The sequence below is a fragment of the Cupriavidus basilensis genome, from assembly GCF_008801925.2.
Taxonomy (GTDB): domain Bacteria; phylum Pseudomonadota; class Gammaproteobacteria; order Burkholderiales; family Burkholderiaceae; genus Cupriavidus; species Cupriavidus basilensis.
In genome coordinates this window covers 2,594,256-2,619,423 of sequence record NZ_CP062804.1, presented here as the reverse complement: position 1 = coordinate 2,619,423, position 25,168 = coordinate 2,594,256, and the positions used below count along the sequence as shown (strand labels likewise).

Below are 25,168 nucleotides of genomic sequence, written 5' to 3'. Positions count from 1 at the left end.
CTCGCACGTCCGCTTCATCCTCACGATCGCGCGACTGGACTGCCTCGTCACCGCACCAGGCTCTATCCAGCATCCCGTTTGACTGTGCATCCCCCAGCCCCGCTGGGCATCCCGGCCGATCAATCGCCATAGCCCCCAACACGCCGACCGCCTCGGAGCACTCCGCGGGTTCCTCCATCGAGGCTTGTTCGACGCCTGCCAGTAACGCGCGGTGGCACACTCACATGCCAAGCCTGCGCGCAACCCGTGCTGACATTGCGAAGCCCGTCAAAGCCGCGTTGAGATCGCCGGGGACGTACTGAAGACTCGCATCCGCGCCGCTGTGGCCCCTCGACAGTTCCTACGCCCGTAAATGATCAAGGTAGCAAGTGCCTCTCGAAGAACACGGCAATCTTGCGGTTGGCCTCGGTGACGTCGGCGCGGTCAAATCCCGGCGGATCATTGAGCAGCTCTCCCACAAGCCCATCGAGGCCAGGTGGGTGCGGCGATAACAGCGCGCCATGCCCGCCCGCGGGCAGGTCAGCGATATGCTCGCAGGTCTGGCAGGCCGCGAGCACGCGGTCTGCGTGGAAGCGCGGGATCAGCCAGCGATCCTGCTCGGCCGTCACCAGGCCAAGCGGCACCGCTGGCCGGGCCAGCGAGCTCATGTCGAAATCGGCTGCGGCAGGCACACCGGCTACCGCTGCGGCAATACGGGGGTCGGCCGCGGTGCGCGGGATATCGTCATTGAAGCGGTGGTGGATCACACGCAGGGCCACCCACTTTTTCGGCCCGTCCAGCAGGCCGCCGGTCAATCTTGTGATCAATCCGACGCAGGACTGGAAATCTTCCGCGATATGCTCGTCGCAATGCTGCATGAAGCGGGCCGGCGACCAGCGACCACCGGCCAGGCTGAGCGCGGTGTGACCACCTGCGGACATGCCGAACACGCCCACCTTGTCGAGTCGGAGCATGGGGGCGAAACGCGAGTCGCGTCCCATCGCGTCGATCGCGCGCGACACCTCCGCGGGCCGGATCGTCTAGCTGTCGGGGCCGGGGTCGCTGCCATCCAGGTAGTTGTCCGCCCGGTGCTGCGGCATGGCAACGATGAATCCGGCCTCCACCAGGTCTCGTGCCAGGTCGGCATGCACCCAGGGCGAGCCGCCCGATCCGTGCGAGATGACAACCAGCCTCCCGTTGCCCGGCACGGCGCGGCCTTCCGCCGCCACGTCCAGCATGAATCGTCCCCGCCGCACGGGTTGGCTCGCGTCGCTCGATGGGTAATACACGGTTACCGGACCGTCTTCGGTGGTGGCCGGCAACTCGCTCAAGCCCATCGAGGCGCGAGCAACACCACACAGCAATGCCAGCGCCAGGCTGACCCAACGAAACATGCGCATCGGAACCCTCGTCATTGGCAGGGGACCATCCCCCGGTGTCTGAAGCATGTGCGGCGGCACACCTTGCGTCTCGCCGAAAGTGAACGGTGAAGGCTTCCGGCTAGCCGATTTCAGAAATCGGCCAGCTTTTCTCTGCGAAATTCGGTGGGCGTGGAGCCCGTGGCCGCCTTGAAGGCGCGATTGAATGGGCCGATCGACTGGAAGCCAGCCTCCAGGGCAATCGTCAAGACCGGTAGCGTGCGGCATGCTGGATCGCTGAGCGCGGCGCGTGCTTCCTCCAGCCGGAATCCGTTGACGAAGGCATTGAAATTGCGGTGCCCCAAACGCTGGTTGATCAAGCGCCGTAGCCGGTATTCTGGTACGGCGAGCTGGGCAGCCAGGCTTGCGATGCTAAGATTTTCCCGGCGATAGGCGCGTTCGTCGGACATCAGGCGCAGCAGGGCGTCCACCAGCGCCTGCTCGTGCTCATCCGCGACGCACGGCTGCGCGGTGTCTACCACTGCACCCCCGGCATGAACGGGCGGGGCAGGCAAATCGGAGCGGGCAGGACAGGGGCGGGTGTCGGGCGGGGTGAAGGGAACAGTTCCGAGCGGGTCATACGCAGCATCGAGAATGCCAGCGGCGCAACAATGCACAGCAGCATCGCCGTATCGAGCGTGGCGCCCGCCGCCGATAGTCGGCCGCCACTAGAGGCAAGCCGCGCGGCGAGTTGCAGCAGCGTATAGGCGACGCCGGCGACCACGATGAAGCCACGCAAGCGCCGACGGCCTTCAACCAGATCGACACGCCAGCCCGCCACCGCCGCTTGCACGGTCAACAGGGCGAACAGCAGCGGCACCGCGCGCTGCAAGCCCATCGTGAATAGTGCGATTGCCGTGCCGCTGTGCGCGAGCACCGCGCAGTTCAGCCCGCCGAGCCCGGCGGTTGCGCCCCACGCAAGCGTGTGAACCGGCCTGAAGCCAAAGGCGTCGTCGAACAACGCCTGCACGAAGATCCAGAACATCACGGCATTGCCCACCGATACGGCAACGATTGGCGCCTGGAGCAGCCGTGGCGCCGCTTGCTCGAACCACGGCATCGCCCCTGCCGTCTGCACGGCCAGTCCAACGGCCAGTGCCACGCCCGTCCGCACGGCCGGCAGGGCCGGCCGGTCACGTCCGAACGCCCAGGCAAGCAAGGCCAGCAGCGCCAGCAGCATGCCACGCAGGAGAGCGTCCAGCAGGAAAACAGGGGGCAGGGGCGACGTCATCTTGGCTCCGCGAAACCGCGCCTTGTCTAGGTCTTGCAATACTACCGCGATGATCACGCCTCGAAGTTTGCCTCAGAGACCGTCTCTCAATTGCCACCCGTTGTCGGTCCTGACAAGCCACATGTTCTGGTGGTCGAATGTCACCGCGTTCTTCCCACTACCATCCGCTCCCTTAGTCACCAGGATGTAGATCTTGTCATCCGGAACCTGCGGGCAGTCACGCTTGATGTCATTTCGCACGTTGATCATCTGATTTGAGTCCTTCAAGCGATCGATCTGGTCCTTGTCCAGCCTCAAACTTAGTTCGTACGTTGCCTGAACGAAGTAAAGGCTGACGTTGTTGCCTTGAGCAGCATCACCGATCTGCTTGAAATCCGACAGGCTGATGGATTTGCAGCCATCAAACTTGGCTGCGACTGCTTTCTTTGTGTCGGATTCAGATGGCTTGCCGTCTCCGCAGGCGACAAGTCCACCAAGGGCAACCGCGAGTAGAAGATTGCGCACAGTCTTGAACGGGTGGCTGCCCCTGCCAGAGCCGATCACCGGAAATGCCGCAGACCAGCCACCGGCTGGATTGATCGGCATCAGATACCAGCGATAGCGCTCTTGCTCGATACACTCGCTCAACCGCCGCCGGAAGATTTCGACGCTCAGGAGTTCCTGTCGCGAAAACTCCGCTTGGGGAATCTCATTTACCTCCGTCAGGCAACGGCGGCACAAGGCGTTCAAGTCGTGTCGATAGGCCTCGCTGAGATCGTTGGCAAAGACGCTGTCGTACTTGCGCACGCCTCCGTCCTGCATAGTAAATATCCTGGGCGGAATGGGCACCGTTGTATGGAACCGGCAACGTAGCGCAACCGTCCGCTTTGGTAGGCATTGGCGTCTTTAGCATCACGCCATGATGAACAAAGGCCACCCTGTACCAGGGTGACCTTTGTCAACAATCCGAATGGCCAGCTCGCTCTGTTACTTCACGCTGGTCAGTTCCTGCGTGTATGTCCTCAGGTAAGTCGGATCCGAGAAGCCGGTCGGATAGCCATAGGTATCTTGCCACTTCACAATACGACCCAGCTCCGTCGACCACCATGTCTTGATGGTTTCGTTATAGGTCGTGAAGCCAGCCGGATCGTTCAAGTTGGCGTACGAGATCACATAGCTGATACGCAGTGCATTGAACGTACCGGCAGCCGTCGTAACGGACTCGATACCTTCCACATTGCCCACCACGCTGGCGTTTTCATGATAACCAGGTACGCCGCCCACCAGGCAAGCGTATTGCCACGTGCTGTTCCACGTCTTGCCCACATACAGCGGGAAATTGTACAGGTCACGCTTGGGCGTATACGTGCAGACGTTGTTGGTCGCCGGGTTGGTCTGGGTCAGACGATTGCGATCGCCATCTTGCGTGTAGTTGCGGAAAGCCGAGTTGTCGGCCAGATTCACGGCATTGATGGTGAACACGCCGTTGTTGACGGCCGAAGTCGTGTAGGCAATGTTTCTGACGTTGCTGGTGCCACCGATCGTTACCGAGGTTTCCTTGAACGTCGTTACCTCGCCGACCGTTGGCGTAATCGCCGAATAACGCGTCGATGCGGCAACCGCCAGCTTCAGCGTAAATACCTTGTTCGGATTGCTGGCGAGTGCGGCCGTCAGAACGATGTTGTCACCGTCTGGGCTGATCAGGTTGCCGGACCATACCGTGTCCGTCAGCGTCTGGTTGGTAACCGTCGTCTTGGTGCTGGTAATCACGGCTTGCCACTTGACCGGCTCGGCCGCCTGCAGCGTGATGAAGTCGCCCGACTTGACATTGATGGACGCGGTCTGGCCTGTCCCGACGCTCGTCGCTTGTGGCGCGCTGCCCGTGGCATTGATGCTCAGCGAGCTGCCGCCACCGTCGTCACTGCCGCCGCCGCCGCAGGCGGCAAGAGACCCTGCCAGCAGGAGGCTGGCAAAAAACTTACTCATCGTTTTCATTATTTCCCTTCAATCTTATTGTTAATTTTTAGTGCGATGGATTTCTGACTCGAAATCTAAAGCATCGCAATTCTAGCTCTTTATGCAATAAGTCCGGGAAAATCGATAACCCAACCAATGGGGGGCTGGGGAGATGCAAATGGCCACCTCGATTCCCGCGGCCCGGCCAAGCGTACTCCCGCCTCGCACATCAAGACACACGCCTTGCGGCCAGCCGGACCGGAAGTTGACGAACTGCGGAACACGTTTGCCTTCGAACAGGGCCTGGGTCAGACGGCAACGGAATGACATGATCCTGGCGGTGTGTATCGCTTATCGATAAGTCGTCAATCTCGTTCTTTGAGATATCGTTATAGCGCCGCGTCGCATTGCGACGGACTGTATGTTTATACAGGGATCGTACGATGCGAGATCGGAAGCGCGCCAGCGGAAGACCGCACCAGATTGCGCCGCCAGAAGCGCGAACGGGCGCCGTGCGGCGCCCGATGCAACGAGGGTGTGTGGGGAGCGAACCTAGCGTTGCACGGCGTGCCGCTCGCGCTGGGACAGCAGCGCGGCCTCCACGCGGCTGCGTACCTGCAGCTTCTGCAGGATGTTCGTCACGTAGTGCTTGATGGTTTTTTCCGACAGGCAGATGCGTTGTCCGATCTCGCGGTTGGTCAGCCCGAGGCCGATCATGCCAAGGACTTCCTTTTCGCGATCGGTCAGCTCCTGCAGCGGGTCGGGTGCGGGTTCGCGCGTCAGCGAGGCCAGGATTTCCGTGGCCAGCGGCGGCGATACATAGATCTCGCCGCTGAGCGCCGAGAGCAGCACCGCGTGCAGCTTCTGCGCGGAGATTCCCTTCAGCACATAGGCACGGACTCCGGCCTTGAACGCCGCAAGCAGCGTGTCATGGTCCTCGGAAGCGGTCAGCAGCACGATCACGCTGGCGGGGCATGCCGTGGCGATCCTCTCGGCCGTTTCCAGCCCGCTCCAGCCTGGCATGCTGACGTCGAGCAGCACCAGGTCGGGCAGCAGCTCCCGGCTCATCGCCAGCGCTTCTTCCCCCGACGACGCTTCGCCGACCACGCGAAACGTGTCAAAGCCGTTGAGAGCCTGCACCACACCCTGCCGGAACAGCGGGTGATCGTCGACGACGAGAACCTGCACGAAGTCAGCCATCTTGCATCTCCGGTGTGTTGAGCGGCAGGCTCACGTGAATCACCGTGCCTTGCCGCGGCGAACTGATGACCTGGAATGCGCCGCCGAGCAGTTCGGCGCGCTCGCGCATGCCAACCAGGCCCTGGCCGCCTTTCAGTGCGGCAACGGCCGGATCGAACCCGCAGCCCGTGTCCGTGACGCGGATGATGAGGTTGTCGTTTTCCGTGCGAATCTCCACGCGCTGGCCGGTGCCGCCCGCGTGGCGCAGCCCGTTGGACAACGATTCCTGCAACAGCCGGTACAAGGCGATCTTCACTGGCAGCGGGCCTTGCTCCTGTGCGATGCCGATATCCTGGATGACGGTGGCCCCTGACTTGCGTTCGTAATCGCGCACGGCGCGATTGGTCACCTCGGCCAGTGTCAGCGGTTCGATATCGGGCAGGCGAAGGCCGCCGCAGATCGCACGCAGGTCCGCCAGCGCGGACTTGAGCGAGGCGCGCACCGACTCCATGGTGGCAGAGGCCGTAGGTGTGGTAGCGGCGACCGAGGCGACCGGGGCCGTGACGGCCGTGGAGTCCACGTGCCGCGCTCCCACGTGGTCGTGCAGCAGCGACTCGATCTGCATGAGCGCCAGGCTCATGTCCTGCCCTGGCCCATCGTGCAGGTCCGACGAGATCTGGCGCAGCTGCCGTTCGTTGACCGTGGTGCTGCGAAACGCCGCGCGCCGGACGCAATCGTGCAGCGCTTCGTTCTGCCGGACCAGCCCAGACAGCTGCGTGACCTTGTTGCGCAGTTCCTCGCGCTGACGATCGATCGTACGACTGCCACGGTGCACGAGCCAGAACAGCGAGAGGTACATCGCCAGCACGGTACCGGCCACGCCGCCCCAGCTATTACGCTGGGCCACCCGCGCTTCGTGCTCCACTTCGTCGGTCTGCTGGTAGAACTCGGCCACGGCGATGACCTTGCCCGTGCCGTTGCCGCGGATCGGTACGTAGGTCTCGATGAGCTGCTTCCAGCGGCCGGCTTCCACCTCGTTCTCGTCGCTGTCCAGCGGACTGATCTTCGATTGCACGCTGCCTTCGAGCGCGGTCCGCAGGCCGTCCTCGATCGGGAATTTGCGCCCGACCGTCTCGGGGCTGCGGCTGTAGAGGATGCGGCCGTCGGGGCGCCACACCTTGAATGCCACGATGCGTTCGCCCAGCGGGGTATTGTCGAGCAGCTTGCCGAGTTCGTGCCTGTCCTGGTCGGTCAGGTCGTCGGCGGCGAGCAGTGTCTGGGCGTGAGGGGCCACGAAGCTCTCCACGTAGAGCCCGGTCACGCCGCCGACACGGTTGACCACGCCATTCTTGACCTCGCGCGCCACCAGCGTGCCGATCACCACCACGACGAGCACCACCACGGGCAGGCTGGTGACCAGGAATTGCCGCGAAAGGCTCATATCGGCGAGGACTCTCAAGATACGGACTCCCTTCATGATGACGCTCCCTCAAAGCCTAGCAATGCAAGTGTGGAAAACCTATGGACCATCGTCGGATTCGGTCCGGACCATCGCCGCGCCAAAGTCGCGCGCACCGGCCGTGTCGGACGCGAGGGCCGCCGCGTATAGTCAGTACAAAGCCCTATCCGGAGCGCAAGGCCCTCGGCAGGCAGGCCAGTACGGCGCCTTTGCACGGATGCGATAGCAGCGGCTTCGTGCGATATCGGCCTCCGGGCATCCCAGGGCGGCGCCGGATCGCCGCCCCCATAGCGCTTGCCTCCCCCAGGTGCTACGGGGCTTTTTCTTGGCATGGCAGCAGCATGCATGCGGCGCACGGGAGCCTCTGGCGCGCCGTGGCAGACGGGCAACCCGCGACAGCAAGGAGTGCAGATCATGACGACCAGTGCCGCAGTTCGATACCCGATGACGGGGCCTGCATCAAAGATGGCCGCCGCCGTCGCGCTGGCCGTATGGCTTGCGGCCTGCGGCGGCGGAGGGGGCGACAGCACGCCGGCCGCGCCGGCCACGCCCGCCGCCACTACGTCGCCCACCGCCTTCAGCGGGCCGATCACCGGCTTTGGGAGCATCTTCGTCAACGGCGTGCGCATCGACAACAGCGGCGCCGTCAACACGCTCGATGACAACCCCAATGCCGGTGCCGACGACCTGCGCCTTGGCATGGTCGTGGAAGTGCAGGGCGCGCGCGACAACGACGGCCCGACCGGCCGCGCCACCGCGATCGCCTCGCGCAGCTTCGTGCAGGGCCCGGTGGCATCGATCAATAGTTCGGGCGGCAGCTTCGTGGTGCTCGGCGTGGCCATCACTGTCGCGCCGTCGACCGTCTTCGATGGCCACAACAGCTTCAGCGGACTGTCGGGCCTGGCCGTCAACGACATCGTCGAGGTCCACGGCCTGCCCGATGCCAACGGCACGAGCGTGAAGGCGACGCGGGTCGAGCGCAAGTCGCCCGGAACGGAAATCCGGCTCACCGGCATCGTGCGCAACGCCGGTGCCAGCAGTTTCACGATCAACGGCATCACGGTGCAGTACACGCCGGCCGTGCTCGACAACCTGCCATCGGGCATCGCCAACGGCGGCGTGGTACGCGTGAAAGGCACGCAGACCGGGCCGACCGCGATCACCGCGACCCGTGTGCGTGGCACGACGCTGGTGCCTGCCGTGGTGCAGGGCCAGCGCGCGGAACTGGAAGGCGTGGTCACGGCGCTGCGTTCGGCGACGGACTTCGACCTCTCCGGCTTGCGCGTGACGGTGCCGTCGACGGCCACGGTGCGCGGCACGCCGGTCGTGGGCGCGCGGGTCGAGGTCAAGGGCACGGTCAGCAGCGGCGTGCTCGTGGCGGCCGACGTCAACGTCGAAGACGAGCGCCAGCAGGCGAACGAGGCTAACGAGATCCACGCTAACATCGTGTCGATCGACCGCACCGCGCAGATCTTCTCGGTAAACGTCGGCGGCCTGCGTGTGCAATGGAGCAGCGAAACGGTCTTCGACAACGCCACGCTGCCGCGCGGCGCCGGAGATCTCGCTGTCGGCATGCGGCTCGAAGTGAAGGGCAGGACGTCGGGCAATATCATCATCGCGAGTCGTATCAAGCGGGACAATTAGCCAGTACAGGTTGCAGGAGCGTCGTCATGTTGTGCAAAGCGCGATCCGCGGGGTCGCGCTTTTCTTTGGTCGAGCTCATGGTTCGTGGGTCTCATGGTTTGTCGGTCTCATGGCGGCGAGTACTTGCGGGGCGCCTGCGGCTTCGCGCCATAGCGGTCGCTCTGGCCATACCGTTTGTTCTGACTGTTCTGACTGTTCTGAGTGTTCTGACCGTACGGCCGGGCGCCCTTCGGCTGGCGCTGCGGTGCCGCGCGCAGCCAGTCCCGGTAACCGAACGGCGATTGCAGACCGAACGTCACCGGCGGGGCGCCAGCTTCCGCCGCGCCATCGCTTGCGTTGCCGCTCTTGTTCCCGACTGGCCCGAACAGGCTGACCGCAACCGGCGCGGTGTCGACGAACAGCCAGTGGTCGTCGGGTTGCCGGCAGGCGATGCCGATGATTTGCTGCGGCTGGTTGTCGATCACGGTCTGCACCGATACCTGGTCGCAGGGCAGCCCGACGATCCAGGTCTGCCCGGCCAGCGTCTGCGCAGTGGCAGGGTTGCCAGCCAGTGCCGCAAGCAGCGTCGCAAGCGATGTTGCGATGGCGCGTCTCATCGCGATACTCCGGGACGTGGTGGCTGCAACTGCGGCTGCGGCTGTTGTTGCGGCTGTTGTTGCGGCAAGGCACCCGCAAGCGGTGCGGCCTTGCCTGCCGGCGTAATGACTTCCGGTGGCGCCATGAATTTCCAGTCCGTGTAGCTGGTCTTGCCGTCGAAATCCTGGAAGCGCAGGTCGAAGTTGCCGATCTTGATCGGCTTGCCCCCGGCGGTGCTGTAGACGCCCATGATGCCGGGGCCCGGTATCGCCGCGACGGTCGCCCATGCATCGTCGCCGGTCAGCGGATCGGGGTAGATCCGGCGCAGGTGGCGGCGTGGTTCGGGAAAGCGCGGGTCCTTCAGCAGCGCCTGGAGACTGGACGGTGTGCGCGGCAGGCCCGGTGGCGTGGCATTGGCATAGCTGATGAACGCATCGCGGAACTCGTTGCCGATGGCCAGCAGTTCTTCCTCGGCGGCTCGTCGCTCCACGATGGCGCCAAGCCGCACGGTGGCCACGGCGGCCAGCCCCAGCACGGCCATCATCAGGACCACGCCAACGTAGGTGAATCCCGCAACGCGCGCGCTGTATCGTGCCATCTAGCGCTCCACGAACGGGGTGCCACTGCGCCCGCTGCCGCCCGCGCCGCTGCGCAGGTCGTAGACACGGCCACGGCCCGCATCGTCGGGGGGAATCAGGACCCACGCGGTGCTGCTGTTGGCCACGGGATCGAACGGCAGCGTGCGCAGGTACTTCTTCTCGACGAGTTCTTCGAGCGAGTCGGGATAGCGTCCGGTGTCGCCATAGAACTTGTCGATGGTCGAGCGCACGGTGGCCAGGTTGTCGATCAGGATCGTCTCGCGCGCCTGGTCGATGCTGTGGAAGTAGCGCGGGACCGCCAGCGTCAGCAACAGCGCCACGATGGCCAGCACCACCAGCAGTTCCACCAGCGTGAAGCCGCGCGTTTGGCGAAGGCGGTGAAGGGGGCGAAGGCGACGGCTGGGCATGGGCATGGGCATCGGAGTCACCATTTCGCGTAGGGCACGCCGTTCAGCCCGATCTGCGTCGAACGGCTGAAGATGTCGTAGACGTCCTCGCCCTCCTGCGGCGCGGTGGCTTCGCTGGCGTAGCTGCGCTTGCCCCAGGTGGCGGCTTCGGGCTGGGTCGGATCGCTCGCCAGCGGGTCGCGCGGCACGCGGCGCAGGAAGTAGAGCTTGGCGCGCGTCGGGCTGCGCTGGTCCACCACGCCTTCGACGAGCAGGTCGAGATCCCTCGGGTAGCCGGTGGCGCCGGGCGGCTTCGGAATGCGGCCTTCGTCGCTCGCGCGCTTGTAGGCATCGATCGCATTGCGGACCTCGCGCAAGGCATGCCGCAACTGCTGCTCCTGGGTGCGCTGCATCGCCACTTGCGCGAGCGGCACGGTCAGCGTGGCCAGCACGCCCAGGATGGCCAGCGTGACGAGCAGCTCGATCAGGGTGAATCCGCGCGGGCGCTTGGGGACGGTGTGCATGCGGATCTCGGCGTTCAGGGCTGCACCTGCACCACATGGGGCGCGGGTGCCCGTGCGGACACGGCGGCCCCCTTGATGCCGACAGGCGCGGCGGCCAGTACCTGGATGGCCGACGCATTGGCCGGCGCGAGCGCGCGGAAATGGATGCTGGCGAAGCTGCCGTTGCCGCTGGCCCCACTGTTGTCGGTGCGCGTGCCGGTAATCAGCAATTGCCCGCCGGCATCGACCTTGCTCGTGAAGCTCGTCGGCGCACCGCCCTGGCGCAGGAAGCTGCCTTCCACCACATCGCTGGCCTGGAACACCTTCTGATCATAGGTGATGGCCACCGGCACGCTGGTCACGGCCTGCGCCGACTGCATGGCCAGTTGCAGGGTGAAGGTGTCGCCAACCTTCAACTGCTGCACGCCGTCCCAGCTCAGTTGCGCGCTGCCACCGCCGATGGCGGCTTCGGGTTCGGCTGGCGGTGCCGGCGGTGGGGCGGGTGCGTCCCCGGACGGCATCGCGGCTTCGGCAGCCGGCGTCTGCGGCGCCGGGGCAACGACCTGGATCATCTGCGCGGACGCGGGAGCCGGTGCCGCCGCCACGGCCCTGCCGCCGCGCACCGACGGCATCGAGGTGCGCGGACCCTGAGCGGTCACCGCGGCGGGTGCCGCAGGGTTTGCGGCCGGAACGGCGATGGGCTGCTGCGCGGCCGGTGCCGGGCTGCCGTTGATCGCCACCAGCGGCGCCCGTGCGCCCGGGACGATCATCTCGTCGGGACGCAGCCGCAGGCTGTTCTCGGTGCCGGCGGAGAATTCGGTCAGCGACGTCTCGGGACGTTCGATATTGCGGACCAGGCGCGGCGTGATCGACAGTACGATCTCGGTGTTCTGCTTTTCATCCGCCGAGCTGCCGAACAGCCGGCTCAATATCGGCAGGTCGCCGAGCCCTGGAATCTTCTTGGCATTGCGCCGGTCTTCGTCGCTGATCAGGCCGGCCAGCACCTGGTTCTCGCCATCGCGCAGTCGCAGCACCGTGCTGGCCGTGCGCGTGCCGATCTGGTACGCCACCGACCCCGACTTGGTGGTCACGGTGTTGACGATGTTGCTGACTTCGAGGGCTACCTTGATCGCCACGTCGTTGTCCAGGTGGACGGCGGGTTCAACATCGAGCTTCAGGCCCACGTCGATATAGTTCACGGACTCCGACGCAAAGCCCGTGGCGGTGGACGTGGTGGTGATCAGTGGCACGCGGTCACCGATCAGGATCTTGGCCTTCTCGTGGTTGCGCGCGCGGATGCGCGGATTGGCCAGTAGCCTGGCCGATGATTCGGTGGCGCCAGCATTGATCGTGAGCGGGCCGATACCGGCTGCCACCGTGGAACTGGTCAGGTGGGTCAGGTCGCGCAGTGTCAGCAGTCCGCCGGCGACCGACGGGATCGGCGTCAGGCTCAGGCTGTCGGGCCACGCCACGCCAAGGTTGACCAGTCGATCCCGTTTGACTTCGAGGATTTCCACTTCGAGCATGACTTCGGGCTCGGGCACGTCATGCAGCGAGATCAGGCGCGAAGCGAGCCGGATCGCCTCGGGGCTGTCGCGCACGATCAGCATGTTGAGCTTGTCGTCGACGACCACATCGCGCGTCTTGAGGATCGTCTTCAGCGTGTTCGCAACCATCTTGGCATCGGCATTCGCCAGATGGTAGCTGCGCACCATGAGCTCCTGATAGTCCTTGATCTTGTTCGGTGTGTTCGGATAGATCAGCACCGTGTTGTCGTTGAGCACCTGCTGTTCAAGCTGGTTGGTCAGCAGCGTGTAGAACACCACGGCCTCCACGGTGCTGTTCTTCAGGTACACGGTAGCCTTCTGGTCGGTGCGCACGTCCTTGTCGAACAGGAAGTTCAGGCCCGACGAGCGCGACACCACTTCGAACAGCTGCTTGAGCGTGACATCGCGGAACTCGATCGAAATCGGCATCTTGTACGCGGCGGCCAGCATCGAGGGCGCGCGCTTTGGCGTGCTCTCGATGGCCAGCGCAGCCGCAGCGGCAGTCGGCGCCACCTTCGCTGCCGGCTTGGCCGCACGGCGGGCGGCATCGAGCGCGCGCAGGCCGGCGCTGGCGCGCTCGTTGCCACGGTCGATCGTCAGCACGCGGCGATACAGGGCCTCGGCGATCTGGGCATTGCCGCCGGCGGCTTCGCGGTCCGCGCGCTGGTTGTAGGCCGCCGTGGTCAGTTCCTTGGCCCGCACATAGCCGACTTTGTAGCGCACATCGTTCGGATCGATTTGCAGCGCTTCCTGGTACTTGGCCATCGCTTCTTCGTTGCGGCCTTCGGCGGCGAGATCCTGCCCCGTCTGGTAGGCCTTCTGCGCGGCGCAACCGCCAAGCAGCAACGCCGCCGCGGCCAGGGCGGCACCGCACAAGCGCCGCAGGCGCGCGCCCCCGTTGTTGCCTTGTGCGATGGCAGTCATGATCATTCCCCCCCGATAGCAAGACGCTGCGTCTGCCTGAGCGGCAGGTACGTCAACGTGAGCGTGTTCGATGTGATGGCCTCGGCTCGATACTGGCCATCAAGCACGCTTTGTTCGTGGACCACGTAGGTCTCGCCGCCCCGGGCGAGATAGGCTTCCCATTTGCCGTTCTCGAGCTTCTTCCCGAGATAGGTGAAAGGCAGCGGCGGTGCGGTGGGCGTTGGCGGCGGGCCGGCCACCACGGGCGCCGGTGGCGGCGGCGGTGGCGCGGGCGTCCAGTTATGGCTGGCAAACAGCGACGCCGGACCCTGTGCATCGCCGCCAAGCAGTTCGTTGCGGTCGCGCAGCGCGGCAATCTCGGCCGGACCCGCGTCTGTGGCCGGCCCCGGTGCCTGGGCCGTGGCGACGGCGGCAGTTGGCCGCTCGCGCTGAGCGCTGGCGGGCCCACGTTCCACCGCAGCCACGACTGCGCCGGCGGGGTCGCGGTTCGCCAGGATCGCCAGCACCACGGTGATGGCCAGCGCACCACCGAGTATCAGCAGGCGGGGCTTCATGGCCGCACCTCCTGCATGGCGACGATGCCGGGCGTGGCATCGACGGCCGGGGTTGCCGATTCGCGCTCGGGGCGCGTCTCTACGCTATTCGGCTCGCTCGTCTGCGCGAGATGAAACGTGAAGCGCAGGCGGCCTTCCAGCTGACCGTTGGCGACGCCCTCGCGCCGGAACGCGATTTCATCGAGCGATGCATACGGGAGCGCGCGCAGCGCGGCTTCGCAGAAGCGGCGGATCGCCACGTACGAGCCCTTGACCGGAAACAGTGCCTGATAGCTGTAGACGCGGCTCTGGCTGTCATAGCTGCGCTTGTATTCACCCTTGTCCAGTTGCAGGCCATTGGCGTTGGCCAGCGCGAACAGCGTTTCCAGCGGCAGCTCGGTGCGCCGCGCATCGCCCAGCACCGCGTAGAAATCGGCGAGCCTGGTCTGCGGCGCGTTGCGCAAGGCCTGCTCCTGCCGGGCGCCGTTGCGCCGGGCATCGGCAACGGCGCGCCGCAGGGTGGCCTCGGCCTGCGTGGCCGCCTGCCGCGCATGCGGCATCCACCATGCCCATGCCACTGCCGCGCCGATGCACAGCACGGTGGCCACTGCGGCGAGCGGTGGCGTGCGGCTGGCGAGCAGGGCCAGATGCAGGCCCGCGCGGCGGATCGGCATCAGGTTCATGGCTGCCTCCCGGCCACGGTGGCCGAGACGGTCACCGGCCCGGCGGCGGCCTCGGTGAGGACGTCGCGCCATTGCGCGGCGAACTGGAAGCGCAGTGGGCGGTTAGGGTCCTGCAGATTGATCTCGTGACTGGTCAGCGTGGCGTTGGTAAAGAACGGTTGTGCCGCAAGCCGCGTCATGTAGGCCAGCATGTCCTCGCTGTTGCGGGCCTCAGCCGTGCCCTTGAGCGTGTGCCGCGCGGGGTCCGGCGTGATTTCGAGCAGGGCGATGCGCTCGCCAGTGGTGGCCGACTCGATCGACCGGAACAGGTCGCGCCACGGCACATTGAGCCGCGCGACCATGGCGTTTACGGCCGTGGCCTGCCCGGCAGGAATGGGTTGCGTGGTGGCGCGCGCCGGGCTGGGCGCATGCTGCACAATGGCCGCCTGGCGCTTCGCTTCCCAATGACTGGCCTGCATGGCGCTGCGCTGGGCCATTACCGCTGCGCCGATGCACAACGCCAGGCCGGCCGCGACGGCCAGCCACGTCACCGGCCGCGCCAGCGCAAGCGAGCGGTAGAGCGTCGGCGGTGCGAAGTCGATCCGAACGGGCTTCATGACGCATCCTCCGCGCGGACGGCATCGAGCGGCACGCAGAGCGGGCTGTCGGACGGTGCCAGCCATGCCGCCGGCACCGCGCCGCAGAGACGCAGGCGGGAGGGCGGCGCGATGCACAGCCGCAGCGCTTCGCGCGTCACGACATTGAGCGGCCAGGTGCCGTCACCCAGCGCTTGCGATGGCAATGCCAGGCGACGCACATCGGCGAGCCGGCGGTCGCCGAGCATCGCGAGCGTCAGCGCATGGGCATCGACCATGCCGAACCAGTCGCCGGGCTCCAGCTTGGCGCACCAGCGGTTCCACGCGGCGAGAAACTGCGGGCGGATCGACATCCATGTCAGCCGCTGCGTGTGGCCGATACGCTGCAGTCCTTCCAGCAGTCGTTCCGATACGGCACAGGCCAGGAATGGATGCGACGCATCATGGTCGGCACGCACGGTCCAGGCACTGGCGCTGTCGCCGAACAACTGCAGGCTGCGCAGTTGCACGGCGGCGTCGCAGTCGCGCCGGCTTTCGGCATTGCGCGGCGCGGTGGCCATGAACAGGCGACTCCATTCGTTGCCGATCACCGCCGTGGTACGCAAGCCTGTGCAGTGCGCGTCGGCCAGCACGCCAGCCAGCGCCTGCAGCGCAGCATCGGGCGACGCGTCGTCGAGCACGCGTTGCGCCACGAACTCGCGCACGGGACGCAGCCAGCGCGTGGTACGCGTGACACGCAGGCACGTGGAGGAGAGTTCGATGTGCAACGCACCGGCGATTCTATTCATGGAGCGTCACCCGCTTGATTTCATCGAACGTGGTCTCGCCGCGCCGCACGAGCGCCAGCGCGGCGTCGCGCAGGCTCCGGCTGCCGTTGCGGCGCGCTACCTCCTTGATTTGCCGCACCGGGCGCCGTTCCACGATCAGCTCACGGATCTCGTCGTCCAGGATCAGGATCTCGGCGATGGCGCGGCGCTTGCTGTAGCCGGTGCCACGGCAGTCACCGCAGCCCGTGCCGCGCATGCAGCGGAAATCCTCGATCTGTGTGCGGGTCAGGAATACGCGCGCGAGCTCATCGTCATCGGGCTGATAGGTCTCGGCGCAGCGCGCGCAGTTCAGGCGCACCAGGCGCTGGGCCCAGATACCGTTGAGGGCGGAGACGAAGGCGTACGGGTCGATGCCCATGTGCGTGAAGCGGCCGAAGACGTCATAGACGTTGTTGGCGTGCACGGTGGTCAGCACCAGGTGGCCGGTCAGGGCCGATTGCACGGCAATCTCGGCGGTCTCGCGATCGCGGATTTCGCCCACCATGATCTTGTCGGGGTCGTGCCGCAGGATCGAGCGCAGGCCGCGTGCAAAGCTCAGCCCCTTCTTCTCGTTGACCGGGATCTGCAGGATGCCCGGCAGCTGGTACTCGACCGGGTCCTCGATCGTGATGATCTTGTCGCGACCGTTGTGGATCTCCGTAAGCGCGGCGTAGAGCGTAGTGGTCTTGCCGGAGCCCGTCGGGCCGGTCACCAGCAGCATGCCATATGGCTCCTGCGCCAGCCGGCGCAGCGCCACCAGCGATGGTGCGTCGTAGCCGAGCGCCTCCAGCGTGAGCGCGCCGTAGGCCTCGATCATCGCGCGCTTGTCGAGGATACGGATCACCGCATCCTCGCCGTGGATGCTCGGCATGATCGACAGGCGCAGGTCGATCTCGCGTCCGCCGGCCTGCACGCGGAAGCTGCCGTCCTGCGGCACGCGGCGCTCGGCAATGTCCAGTTCGGCCATGACCTTGAGCCGTGAAATCACCTCCTGCGCCATGTCCGTACCCTGCGCGGTGATGGCCAGGTCGAGCACGCCATCGATACGGTATTTCACGGCCAGCCCGAGCGGCGTGCTCTCCAGATGGATGTCGGATGCGCCCGCCTTGAGCGCGTCGTAGAGCGTGGAGTCCACGAGCTTGACGGCAGGGCTCGCCGCCTCGGACAGCGTGGCAAACGACAGCACGGCGACGGCCTTGCCGCCGGCCCCTTCGGTAGCCGTGCTGCCGACGATTGCATCGACGGCGCGCACCGACTCTTCCTGCTTCGACAGGTAGGCCTGGATGTCGGCCTGCAACGCCAGGCGATACTGGACGGGGCCGCCCGCGCAGGTTTCGAGCCAGGTCTGCAGGTCGGCGTCGAACGGATCGGCGACGACCGCGATCACGGCGGTCTCAGCGCCATCGACGCCGTGCAGCAATACGCAGCGCCGCTGGATCGCCTTCGACAGCGGCAGCAGTTCGAAGGCGGGCGTCATGGTCAGCATCTGCGCGGTTTCCACGACGGCCATGCCGAACGTGCGCCCCAGGGCCAGCACGAGCTGGCGCGGGTCGGTGCCGGTCAGCACTTCCAGCTCGCTGACCATCGGGCGTTGCGTGCGCTGCGACTGCTGGCGTGCGCGTTGCAGTAGCGTGGGCGTCAGCGCAGGTGTCGGTACGGGTGTCGGTGCTGCGGCCGGCGCGATGTCGATGCTCATGTGAGGCCTCCGGCAAGGTCGAAGATCGGCATGTAGAGCAGCACGACGATGGTGCCGACCACCAGGCCGATCGCCGTCATCAGCAACGGTTCGAACATGCGCATGAAGCGGTCGATCCAGCGGCTGATCTCGCCGTCATAGAAGTTGGCCGACTGCGTTAGCATGGCGCCGAGTTCGCCGCTGCGTTCGCCCACGCGCAGCATGCGTACCGAGATCGGCGTGACCAGCCCCTGGCCCTCGAAGGCGGCGGACAGCGGCTGGCCCTGCTGGATCGCCTGCCGTGCCGCGTCCAGGCGCTCGCGCATGTCCGTGCCAGCCATGCCTTGGGCCGTGTCGAGCGCGGCGACGATATGGATGCCACCTTCAAGCAGCATCCCGAGCGTGAGGTAGAGCCGCGACAGCTCCACGATATGCACACGTTCGCCAAGCGCCGGAATCCGCCTGAGGAGAGCGGTCATGCCACGGCGCGACAGCAGCGCGCGCACCCCAAGTGCGGCGGCGATGACCAGTGCCACCGCGCCGGGCATCAGCACGCTGCCGTGGCGGCCGGCAAACTGGCCCCAGTCGAGCAGCAGCTGCGATAGCCAGGGCAGGCTGCGACCGGCGCCTTGATACACCTCGGCAAAACGCGGCACCACGTAGCCCACCAGGAACAGGCTGACCGCACTGCCCACGCCAAGCAGGATCAGCGGATAGATCGCGGCGCTGATGAGCCTGCCTCGCACACCGTCGACGCGCTGCTGGTAGGACAGGTAGCGCTCCAGCGCCTGCGGCAGGCCGCTGGTGTTTTCGGCCGCCTGCACGATGCCGACGTAGAGCGCCGGAAACACATCGGGGTGCGCGGCCAGTACGCGCGAAAAGCGCTTGCCTTCGCGCAGGCCGGCGAGCAGACGGTCGAGCAGGGTGGCGGCGACCACACCGGCTTCCTTCTCGCGCAGCGCTTCGAGTGCTTCGACGAGGCTCAGTCCGGCGCTCAGCAGCGCCAGCAGTTCCTGGCTGAACAGCGTCACCGAAAAGCGCGACTGGCCGCGCGTGCGCCAGCGCAGGCCCATGACACGCGCGGGACGCACAGGGTCGATGGCGGCCGCCCGCAGACCACGCGCTTCCACCTGGCTGCGGGCGTCCGCCGCGTCGCGGGCATCGAGCCTCAGGCGCACGACGAGGTGGTCAGCCGAGAGGGCGCGCACGTCGAATTGCATGGCGGTCGCCTGCGGGGTCAATTGGTGATGTCGGCGTTGTCACCCGCGCCGCCGGGCTGACCATCCTTGCCCAGCGAGCGCAGCTCCACGTCGGTCGCGGCGCCCGGCGAGCGGTACAGATAGGCGTGGCCCCACGGATCGAGCGGTACCTCGCGCTTCAGGTAGGGGCCATTCCAATGCGCGCCGCTGCCGGGGCGGCTCACCAGCGCGACGAGTCCTTCCTCGGTAGTGGGATAGCGGCCCATGTCCAGGCGATAGGTGTCGAGCGCCTTTTCCAGCGCGTCAATCTGCGCGCGGGCGATCGTGCGTTCGGACTTGCCGAGCTGCGAGAAGTACTTCGGCCCGACGTATGCCGCGAGCAGCCCGATGATGACGACGACGATAAGCAGTTCCAGCAGTGTGAAGCCCGCGCGTCGCGGGCGCCGGCGATGGCTAACGTTCATGGTGACCCTCACGGTTTGCTCGTGTTGTTCGTGTTGCTCGTGTTGTTCTGGTTGACCTGCATGCGGGCCAGCACGGCCGGCACGTACAGCATGGTTTCGCGGTAGGGGGGAATCCGCGCGGCATGCCTGGCCACGGCACCTTCGCCGGCGTTGTACGCGGCCAGCGCCAGGGTCAGGTTGCCGCCGTGGCGATCGAGCAGGTACTTGAGGTGCCGGATGCCGGCCTCGATGTTCTGGGCGGGATCGGTCAGCTCGGTGACGCCGTACATGGCTGCGGTGGAGGGCAGCAACTGCATGGCGCCGGTGGCGCCCTTCGGCGACACGGCGGCGGCGTTGCCGCGCGATTCCACATCGATCACCGCCTTGACCAGCGCCGGATCGATGGCGTGCTTGCGCGCAAGATGCTCGGCGAGTTGCGTCACCTGGCCGGCGTCGGGGCGCGATGCTGCGGCGCCGACCGCGGCGGGCGCGATCGGGATGACCTGCGCGCGCAATGCTGGGCGCTGCGCGTCGTCGCGCAGGAACAGCCGGTAGCTCTTGTCCAGCGGCCGCGTGGCAAAGCGGACCGCGCCGTCCGGACCCTCCGAGCGGTAGATGTCGGCGGCACGCACAGGCTGGCCTGCAATGGCCATCAGGCCTGCGCAAGCGCAACATATTCTCGTTATCGTGGCTGCCATTGATATTCTCCCCGCCCATGGAAAAAATGTAGCACGCCGATTATCCAAATCAAATCCTGCCGTGGGTCATCCAATCGGATGGCCTTTTCTCGGACGGGTTTCCCTTATTTGGTCGCGACCGGATGGGGCCGAAAGTCCCGACTGGATCAGTCAATTAATTCAAAATGAATCCAGCGCCACTTGACTGTTGGGGAATACCCGAAATTCGAGGGGGCGCAATGTCAAGACAATGCTCCACCTTCCGACCAATGGCGGGCGTTCTCTGAATGCACAAATCTTTGTTCAACCGGCAGGGATTTACAAAAAGCTCCCGGGAGCGAAGAAAAAACACAGCAGGCCGTATCAAGAATGGCCGCAGGGAGCTGCGTCGTGCACAAGAAGCCAAGATCATGTGGGTTCCCCACAAGACGCTGCGGACATGTCCAATGTCCTTTGGCCAGGGCATTGCCTCATGACAGATTGACGCCTCGCGCCGTATGAAAAGTTGATTTTCATGCCCGTGGCAGGCGTGCATGCGCAGCGCGAATTCGCGCCTGCGCGGGGAGGGTTCGCGCTTGAAAATCACGTAAAGACGTTCAATGGCGTTTTTTAATAGAACGTTACGCGGTGTAAATAAATGGAGTGAATAATGGATGCGCAGGGTCACGAAACGGTTCCCGACGAAGGACGCCGACGCCTTTTCAAAACCACCGCGGCAGGTGCCGGCGCGGCGCTCGCTGGCGCCGCGCTGCCGGCCGCCCCGGCGCTGGCCAAGGACAGTGACGATGCGAGCCTGGCCACGCGCTCATTCGTCGAAGTGCTGCCGGTGCCGTTGGTCAAGCAGCCGGTGGCGGCACTGAGCCCCGCGCCGCTCGTGACCCGGGGCGAAGGAGAATGTGGCCGCGGCAGCCATCAGCGCTGGGGCGAGTTCGAGCCGCGCAAGCTCTATGAGTTGCATGTGAAAGAGGCGCTGCACTCGTTTCACCGCGACCTGCCGACGCAACGCGTGTGGGGCTACGACGGCATGCTGCCCGGACCCACCGTCGTCGCGCGCTACAACGAGCCGGTGCTGGTGCGCATCTTCAACGAACTGCCCGCCAATCACATCGGCTTCGGCTCGCCCGAGATCACCACGCACCTGCACAACCTGCACATGGCGTCGGAAAGCGACGGCTTTACCGGCGACTACTACAGCAGCACGCGCTTCGGCCCGACGCTGACCGGCCCTGGCGGCTATCGCGATCATCACTATCCGAACTGCTACGCGGGCTACGACGCATTCAGCAGCACCCAAGGCGACGCGCGCGAGGCGCTCGGCACCTGCTGGTATCACGATCACCGCCTCGATTTCACGGGGCCCAACGTTTACCGGGGCCTGTCGGGCTTCTATCTGCTGTTCGACGAGCTCGATTCGGGCAACGAGGAAGACGCCAATCCCAATGCGCTGCGCCTGCCCAGCGGCGTGGGCCGCTACGACATCCCGCTCGTGTTCCAGGACCGGCGCTTCGATCGCAAGGGCATGCTCGCGTTCGATTCGTTCAACTCGGACGGTCTCCTGGGCGACAAATTCCTGGTCAACGGCAAGATCCAGCCACTGTTCGAAGTGGAACGGCGCAAGTACCGCTTCCGCCTGCTCAATGGCGGGCCCGCCCGCTTCTATGAGTTCCACCTGATGTACCAGAACGCCGAGCAGGACTTCACGTACATCGCCAACGACGGCAACCTGCTGCCGGCGCCCCTGACGATGCGCAAGATCCGCATGGGCGTGGCGGAGCGTGCCGACATCGTGATCGACTTCAGCAAGTACCCGATCGGCAGTCAGCTGTTCCTGGTCAACCGGCTGGAACAGGACGACGGCCGCGGCCCCGACGACAAGCTGATGAAGAGCGGCACGCAACTGCTGCGTTTCGACGTCAGGTCCAATCCGGCGCGCCCCGATATCAGCCGCGTGCCGGCCAGGTTGCGCGATCTGCCCGACCTGCCCAGCGAAGCGCAGCTGCGCAAGCTGCCCACCCGTGTGTGGGAGTTTGACCGCTCCAACGGCGGCTGGACCGTCAACGGCAACCACTTCGATGTCGAAAAGCCGGCCGCCCGGATCAAGCGCGGGGCCGAGGAAGTGTGGGTATTGCGGGGCTCCGGCAACTGGCATCACCCGGTGCATATCCATTTCGAGGAGGGACGCATCCTGTCGCGCAACGGCTCGACGCCTCCGGTGCACGAGCGCGGGCGCAAGGATGTCTACGTGCTCAAGCCCGGCGAGGAGATCCGCGTCTTCCTGCGCTTTCGCGACTATGAAGGCAAGTACCTCATGCATTGCCACAACGGCATGCACGAGGACCACGCGATGATGGTCCGCTTCGACATCGTCCCCTGACTGGCCATCGTCCCACGGTAAACGGAGTCCGACCATGCACGCAAAGCGAACAATGCTCCTGGCCCTCTGTGGCGCAGTGCTGCTGCCGGGCGCGGCCGGTGCGCGCGGTACGGCGCCCGGCCCGCGTGGCGGCCCCAGTGGGCCCCGCGCTGGATATTTCCCCAACGCGGTGTTCGATACGCACGACGGCCGAAAGGTGCGCTTCTACGACGACGTGGTGCGCGGCCGCGTGGTGGTCTTCAACATGATGTACACGGTGTGCACGGGCATCTGCCCACCCAACACCGCGAACCTGATGGCGGTGCGCAACCTGCTGGGTGCGCGCGTCGGGCGCGATGTCCACATGGTGTCGCTCACGCTGCAGCCGGAGCTCGATACACCGGCCGCGCTGCTCGCCTATGCGCGCCAGTACGGCACGGGCAGCGGATGGACCTTCCTGACCGGCCAGCGCGCCGACATGGAGCAGGTGCGGCGCCGTCTCGGTTTCTACGATACCGATCCCGCCGAGGATGGCCGGCTCTCGCGCCATACCGGCATGGTGGTGATCGGCAATGAAAGGCTGGATCGCTGGTGCATGATGCCGGCCCTGACATCGGCGCGGCAGATCGCCCACGCGATCCTGAATATCACATGAGCGGTGAAACGGTGGAACGGTGAAACGGTAAGGCAGCAAGGCAGCAAGGCAGCGGCACGCGCGGACGCCGCATGCACACGGAACGATGTGCAGCGGCACCAGGCGATTCGATTCGGACGGGAGGGGGCCATGGATCAACACGGGGAGCGCAAGCAACGCAAGCGGCTGGCCACAACCAGCCGTTGGATCATCGCCGGGCTTGCCGGATCGGCTGCCGCGCTGGTGGCGCTGCATGCGGGCCGGCTGATTGCCGCGGCGCCGGTCGTATTTCCGCCCCCGGCCAGGCCGATGGGCTCGTTGAAGACGGTGCCCGTGCCGGGGCCCACCGAACAGGAGCTGGCAGTGTTCGTGCGCGACAGGAAGGCGGCCATCCAGCTCGGCAAGGCGCTGTTCTGGGACATGCGCGTGGGCAGCGACAACCTGACCGCGTGTGCGTCCTGCCACTTCCAGGCGGGGGCCGACAACCGGATCACCAACCAGATCAACCCGGGGTTGCTGGCCGGCGACAACCAGTTCAACACCGGCAGCGCCAAACAGGTTGGGCCGAACTACAAGCTGCGTGCCGCCGATTTCCCGCTGGTCCGGCACGGCGATGTCGATGACGCCGGGACGATCATCGCCGACAACAACGACGTGGTGGGCTCGCAGGGCGTGTTCGCCGCCACGTATGACGACATCAAGCCGAATGGCCGGAAAGACGACTGCACCAACATCTCCGATTCGCTGATGCACGGCGGCACCGGTTTCGACGTGAATGGCGTAAACGTGCGGCGCGTGACCGGCCGCAACGCACCCAGTGTGATCAACGCCGTATTCAACTTTCGCAACTTCTGGGACGGCCGCGCCAATAACGTCTTCAATGGCGGCGATCCGTTCGGCATGCGCAACCCGCAGCCGCTGGTGTGGAAGCTGGAAGGCAGTGTGCTGCGGAACGTGCCGGTGCGGCTCTCGTCGTCGTCGCTGGCGTCTCAGGCATCGGGCCCGCCAATGTCGAACGTGGAAATGAGTTGCGCAGGCCGTGCCTTCATCGACCTCGGCAAGCGTCTGCTGGACGAGACGATCCTGCGCGCGCAGACCATCTCGCCCAAGGACAGCGTGCTGGGGGGCTTTGCCGCCAACGCGCCGACATATTCGCAGCTGGTGCGCAAGGCGTTCCAGCCGGCCTTCTGGGAATACGCCGGGCAGCTGACATTGCCGGGCGCGCAGCCATTGAACTTCAGGAACATGGACCTGCCGCGCATGCGTCGCGACGACGAGCGCGCGCGCGACAAGCTGCCCAAGCCCGGCAAGCTGGTCACCACGCAGATGGAGGCCAACTTCGCGCTGTTCTTCGGCATTGCGGTGCAGCTCTATGAATCGACGCTGGTGTCCGACGACACGCCGTTCGACCGTTACGCCGATGGCGACCGCACGGCGCTCACGGCGCAGCAGCTGCGTGGCATGAAGATCTTCCAGGAGCAGGGCAAGTGCCTGGGCTGCCATAGCGGCCAGGAGTTCACCAATGCCTCGTATGCCAACGTGCAGAGCCAGCGCGTGGAACGGATGACGATGGGAGACGGTGGCGTGGGCGTCTACGACAGCGGCTTCTACAACATCGGCGTGCGGCCCACCAGCGAGGACATGGGCCTGGGCGGCACCGATCCGTTCGGCAATCCGCTGTCAGAGACCCGCATGGTGATGCAGGGCAAGACGGCGCTGCTGGGCAATAACTTCGGCAGCGGTGTCGCACAATCGTGGCCGGCAGGTGCGCGCGATATCGCCGATGGGGCGTTCAAGGCCCCGGCCCTGCGCAACGTCGAATTTACCGGACCGTACTTCCACAACGGCGGCGCGGCGACGCTGATGCAGGTGGTGGACTTCTACAACCGTGGTGGCGACTACGCCTACGCCAACCGCAAGGACCTCGATTTCAACATCTCGCCGATCGGTCTGTCGCAGGCCGAAAAGGAGGATCTGGTGGCATTCCTGCTGTCCCTGTCCGACGAGCGTGTGCGCTTGCGCCGCGCGCCGTTCGACCATCCGTCGCTATGCGTGCCGGATGGGGCCTTGGGCGGCACGAAGTCGATCGCGCAGCACGGCAGGTCCGGTCATGGCGTGGACGACATGGTGTGTCTCGATGAAGTGGGGGCGAACGGCACGAAGCGAGGGTTGAAGACCTTCCTCGAACTCAGCCCGTTTGCGCGCTGACA

At 65.7% G+C, this 25,168-nt stretch carries 23 protein-coding genes and 1 pseudogene; 4 read left to right on the top strand and 20 right to left on the bottom strand.

Features of this window, described 5'->3' with window-relative positions; genetic code table 11:
- Positions 1–356: 356 nt before the first annotated feature.
- The 7 genes and pseudogenes from F7R26_RS32580 to F7R26_RS32555 form a co-directional block, all read right to left on the bottom strand.
- Positions 357–1,379: pseudogene (locus F7R26_RS32580) on the bottom strand (alpha/beta hydrolase family protein).
- Positions 1,380–1,489: 110 nt separating this feature from the next.
- A complete protein-coding gene (locus F7R26_RS41170) occupies positions 1,490–1,828 on the bottom strand; it encodes a helix-turn-helix domain-containing protein (protein WP_241754618.1) in 339 nt (112 codons plus the stop codon).
- Positions 1,829–1,872: 44 nt separating this feature from the next.
- Positions 1,873–2,628 carry a hypothetical protein gene (locus F7R26_RS32575; RefSeq protein WP_241754617.1) on the bottom strand — a complete coding sequence of 252 codons (756 nt, stop codon included), beginning with the start codon at positions 2,626–2,628 and terminating at the stop codon, positions 1,873–1,875.
- A 72-nt stretch (positions 2,629–2,700) separates the two neighbouring features.
- Entirely contained in the window at positions 2,701–3,414 is a 714-nt protein-coding gene (locus tag F7R26_RS32570) for a DUF885 domain-containing protein (RefSeq protein WP_150991075.1), read from the bottom strand.
- Between the two features lie 180 nt (positions 3,415–3,594).
- Positions 3,595–4,602: a hypothetical protein gene (locus F7R26_RS32565; RefSeq protein ID WP_150991077.1), complete on the bottom strand. Its 1,008-nt coding sequence runs from the start codon at positions 4,600–4,602 to the stop codon at positions 3,595–3,597.
- Positions 4,603–5,115: 513 nt separating this feature from the next.
- Entirely contained in the window at positions 5,116–5,763 is a 648-nt protein-coding gene (locus tag F7R26_RS32560; protein ID WP_150991079.1) for a response regulator, read from the bottom strand.
- Positions 5,756–7,219 carry a sensor histidine kinase gene (locus tag F7R26_RS32555; RefSeq protein ID WP_150991081.1) on the bottom strand — a complete coding sequence of 488 codons (1,464 nt, stop codon included), beginning with the start codon at positions 7,217–7,219 and terminating at the stop codon, positions 5,756–5,758. The genes F7R26_RS32560 and F7R26_RS32555 overlap by 8 nt, the downstream gene beginning before the upstream one ends.
- 396 nt (positions 7,220–7,615) lie before the next feature.
- Here F7R26_RS32555 and F7R26_RS32550 point away from each other — a divergent pair, with 396 nt between their 5' ends.
- Complete coding sequence (locus F7R26_RS32550; protein ID WP_150991083.1) at positions 7,616–8,845, top strand: DUF5666 domain-containing protein; 1,230 nt, start codon at positions 7,616–7,618, stop codon at positions 8,843–8,845.
- 107 nt (positions 8,846–8,952) lie between these two features.
- Here the strand turns inward: F7R26_RS32550 and F7R26_RS32545 are convergent, their stop codons facing one another.
- The 13 genes from F7R26_RS32545 to F7R26_RS32485 are packed head-to-tail and all read right to left on the bottom strand — an operon-like array spanning position 8,953 to position 19,947.
- On the bottom strand, positions 8,953–9,441 hold the full coding sequence (locus F7R26_RS32545) for a hypothetical protein (protein WP_150991085.1): 489 nt from the start codon (positions 9,439–9,441) through the stop codon (positions 8,953–8,955).
- Positions 9,438–10,019, bottom strand: a complete 582-nt coding sequence (locus tag F7R26_RS32540) for a type II secretion system protein (RefSeq protein ID WP_193692196.1) — start codon at positions 10,017–10,019, stop codon at positions 9,438–9,440. The genes F7R26_RS32545 and F7R26_RS32540 overlap by 4 nt, the downstream gene beginning before the upstream one ends.
- On the bottom strand, positions 10,020–10,439 hold the full coding sequence (locus F7R26_RS32535) for a type II secretion system protein (RefSeq protein ID WP_241754616.1): 420 nt from the start codon (positions 10,437–10,439) through the stop codon (positions 10,020–10,022).
- A 5-nt stretch (positions 10,440–10,444) separates the two neighbouring features.
- A complete protein-coding gene (locus F7R26_RS32530; protein ID WP_150991086.1) occupies positions 10,445–10,930 on the bottom strand; it encodes a type II secretion system protein in 486 nt (161 codons plus the stop codon).
- A 14-nt stretch (positions 10,931–10,944) separates the two neighbouring features.
- Positions 10,945–13,380, bottom strand: a complete 2,436-nt coding sequence (locus F7R26_RS32525) for a cohesin domain-containing protein (RefSeq protein WP_150991088.1) — start codon at positions 13,378–13,380, stop codon at positions 10,945–10,947.
- Between the two features lie 2 nt (positions 13,381–13,382).
- The gene (locus tag F7R26_RS32520; protein ID WP_150991090.1) at positions 13,383–13,934 is read right to left on the bottom strand and encodes a hypothetical protein; all 552 of its coding nucleotides are present in this window, start codon (positions 13,932–13,934) and stop codon (positions 13,383–13,385) included.
- Positions 13,931–14,596 (bottom strand): hypothetical protein, encoded by a 666-nt coding sequence (locus tag F7R26_RS32515; protein ID WP_150991092.1) that lies wholly within the window; start codon positions 14,594–14,596, stop codon positions 13,931–13,933. The genes F7R26_RS32520 and F7R26_RS32515 overlap by 4 nt, the downstream gene beginning before the upstream one ends.
- Entirely contained in the window at positions 14,593–15,192 is a 600-nt protein-coding gene (locus tag F7R26_RS32510) for a hypothetical protein (RefSeq protein WP_150991094.1), read from the bottom strand. Before F7R26_RS32510 ends, F7R26_RS32515 begins: the two co-directional genes overlap by 4 nt.
- Complete coding sequence (locus F7R26_RS32505) at positions 15,189–15,959, bottom strand: hypothetical protein (protein ID WP_150991096.1); 771 nt, start codon at positions 15,957–15,959, stop codon at positions 15,189–15,191. Before F7R26_RS32505 ends, F7R26_RS32510 begins: the two co-directional genes overlap by 4 nt.
- Positions 15,952–17,673 (bottom strand): GspE/PulE family protein, encoded by a 1,722-nt coding sequence (locus F7R26_RS32500; RefSeq protein WP_150991098.1) that lies wholly within the window; start codon positions 17,671–17,673, stop codon positions 15,952–15,954. Before F7R26_RS32500 ends, F7R26_RS32505 begins: the two co-directional genes overlap by 8 nt.
- Entirely contained in the window at positions 17,670–18,872 is a 1,203-nt protein-coding gene (locus tag F7R26_RS32495; protein ID WP_150991100.1) for a type II secretion system F family protein, read from the bottom strand. The genes F7R26_RS32500 and F7R26_RS32495 overlap by 4 nt, the downstream gene beginning before the upstream one ends.
- Before the next feature lie 17 nt (positions 18,873–18,889).
- Positions 18,890–19,315 carry a type II secretion system major pseudopilin GspG gene (gspG, locus tag F7R26_RS32490; protein WP_150991102.1) on the bottom strand — a complete coding sequence of 142 codons (426 nt, stop codon included), beginning with the start codon at positions 19,313–19,315 and terminating at the stop codon, positions 18,890–18,892.
- 8 nt (positions 19,316–19,323) lie between these two features.
- Entirely contained in the window at positions 19,324–19,947 is a 624-nt protein-coding gene (locus F7R26_RS32485) for a lytic transglycosylase domain-containing protein (protein WP_241754615.1), read from the bottom strand.
- Between the two features lie 673 nt (positions 19,948–20,620).
- On the opposite strand from F7R26_RS32485, the gene F7R26_RS32480 reads away from it, so the two are divergent.
- From F7R26_RS32480 to F7R26_RS32470, 3 genes are all read left to right on the top strand, one after another.
- Positions 20,621–22,345, top strand: coding sequence for a multicopper oxidase family protein (locus tag F7R26_RS32480; protein WP_150991106.1), 1,725 nt, complete (start codon positions 20,621–20,623; stop codon positions 22,343–22,345).
- Between the two features lie 52 nt (positions 22,346–22,397).
- Positions 22,398–22,979 carry an SCO family protein gene (locus tag F7R26_RS32475; RefSeq protein WP_206702540.1) on the top strand — a complete coding sequence of 194 codons (582 nt, stop codon included), beginning with the start codon at positions 22,398–22,400 and terminating at the stop codon, positions 22,977–22,979.
- Between the two features lie 129 nt (positions 22,980–23,108).
- Positions 23,109–25,166, top strand: coding sequence for a cytochrome-c peroxidase (locus tag F7R26_RS32470; RefSeq protein ID WP_150991110.1), 2,058 nt, complete (start codon positions 23,109–23,111; stop codon positions 25,164–25,166).
- Positions 25,167–25,168 lie beyond the last annotated feature (2 nt).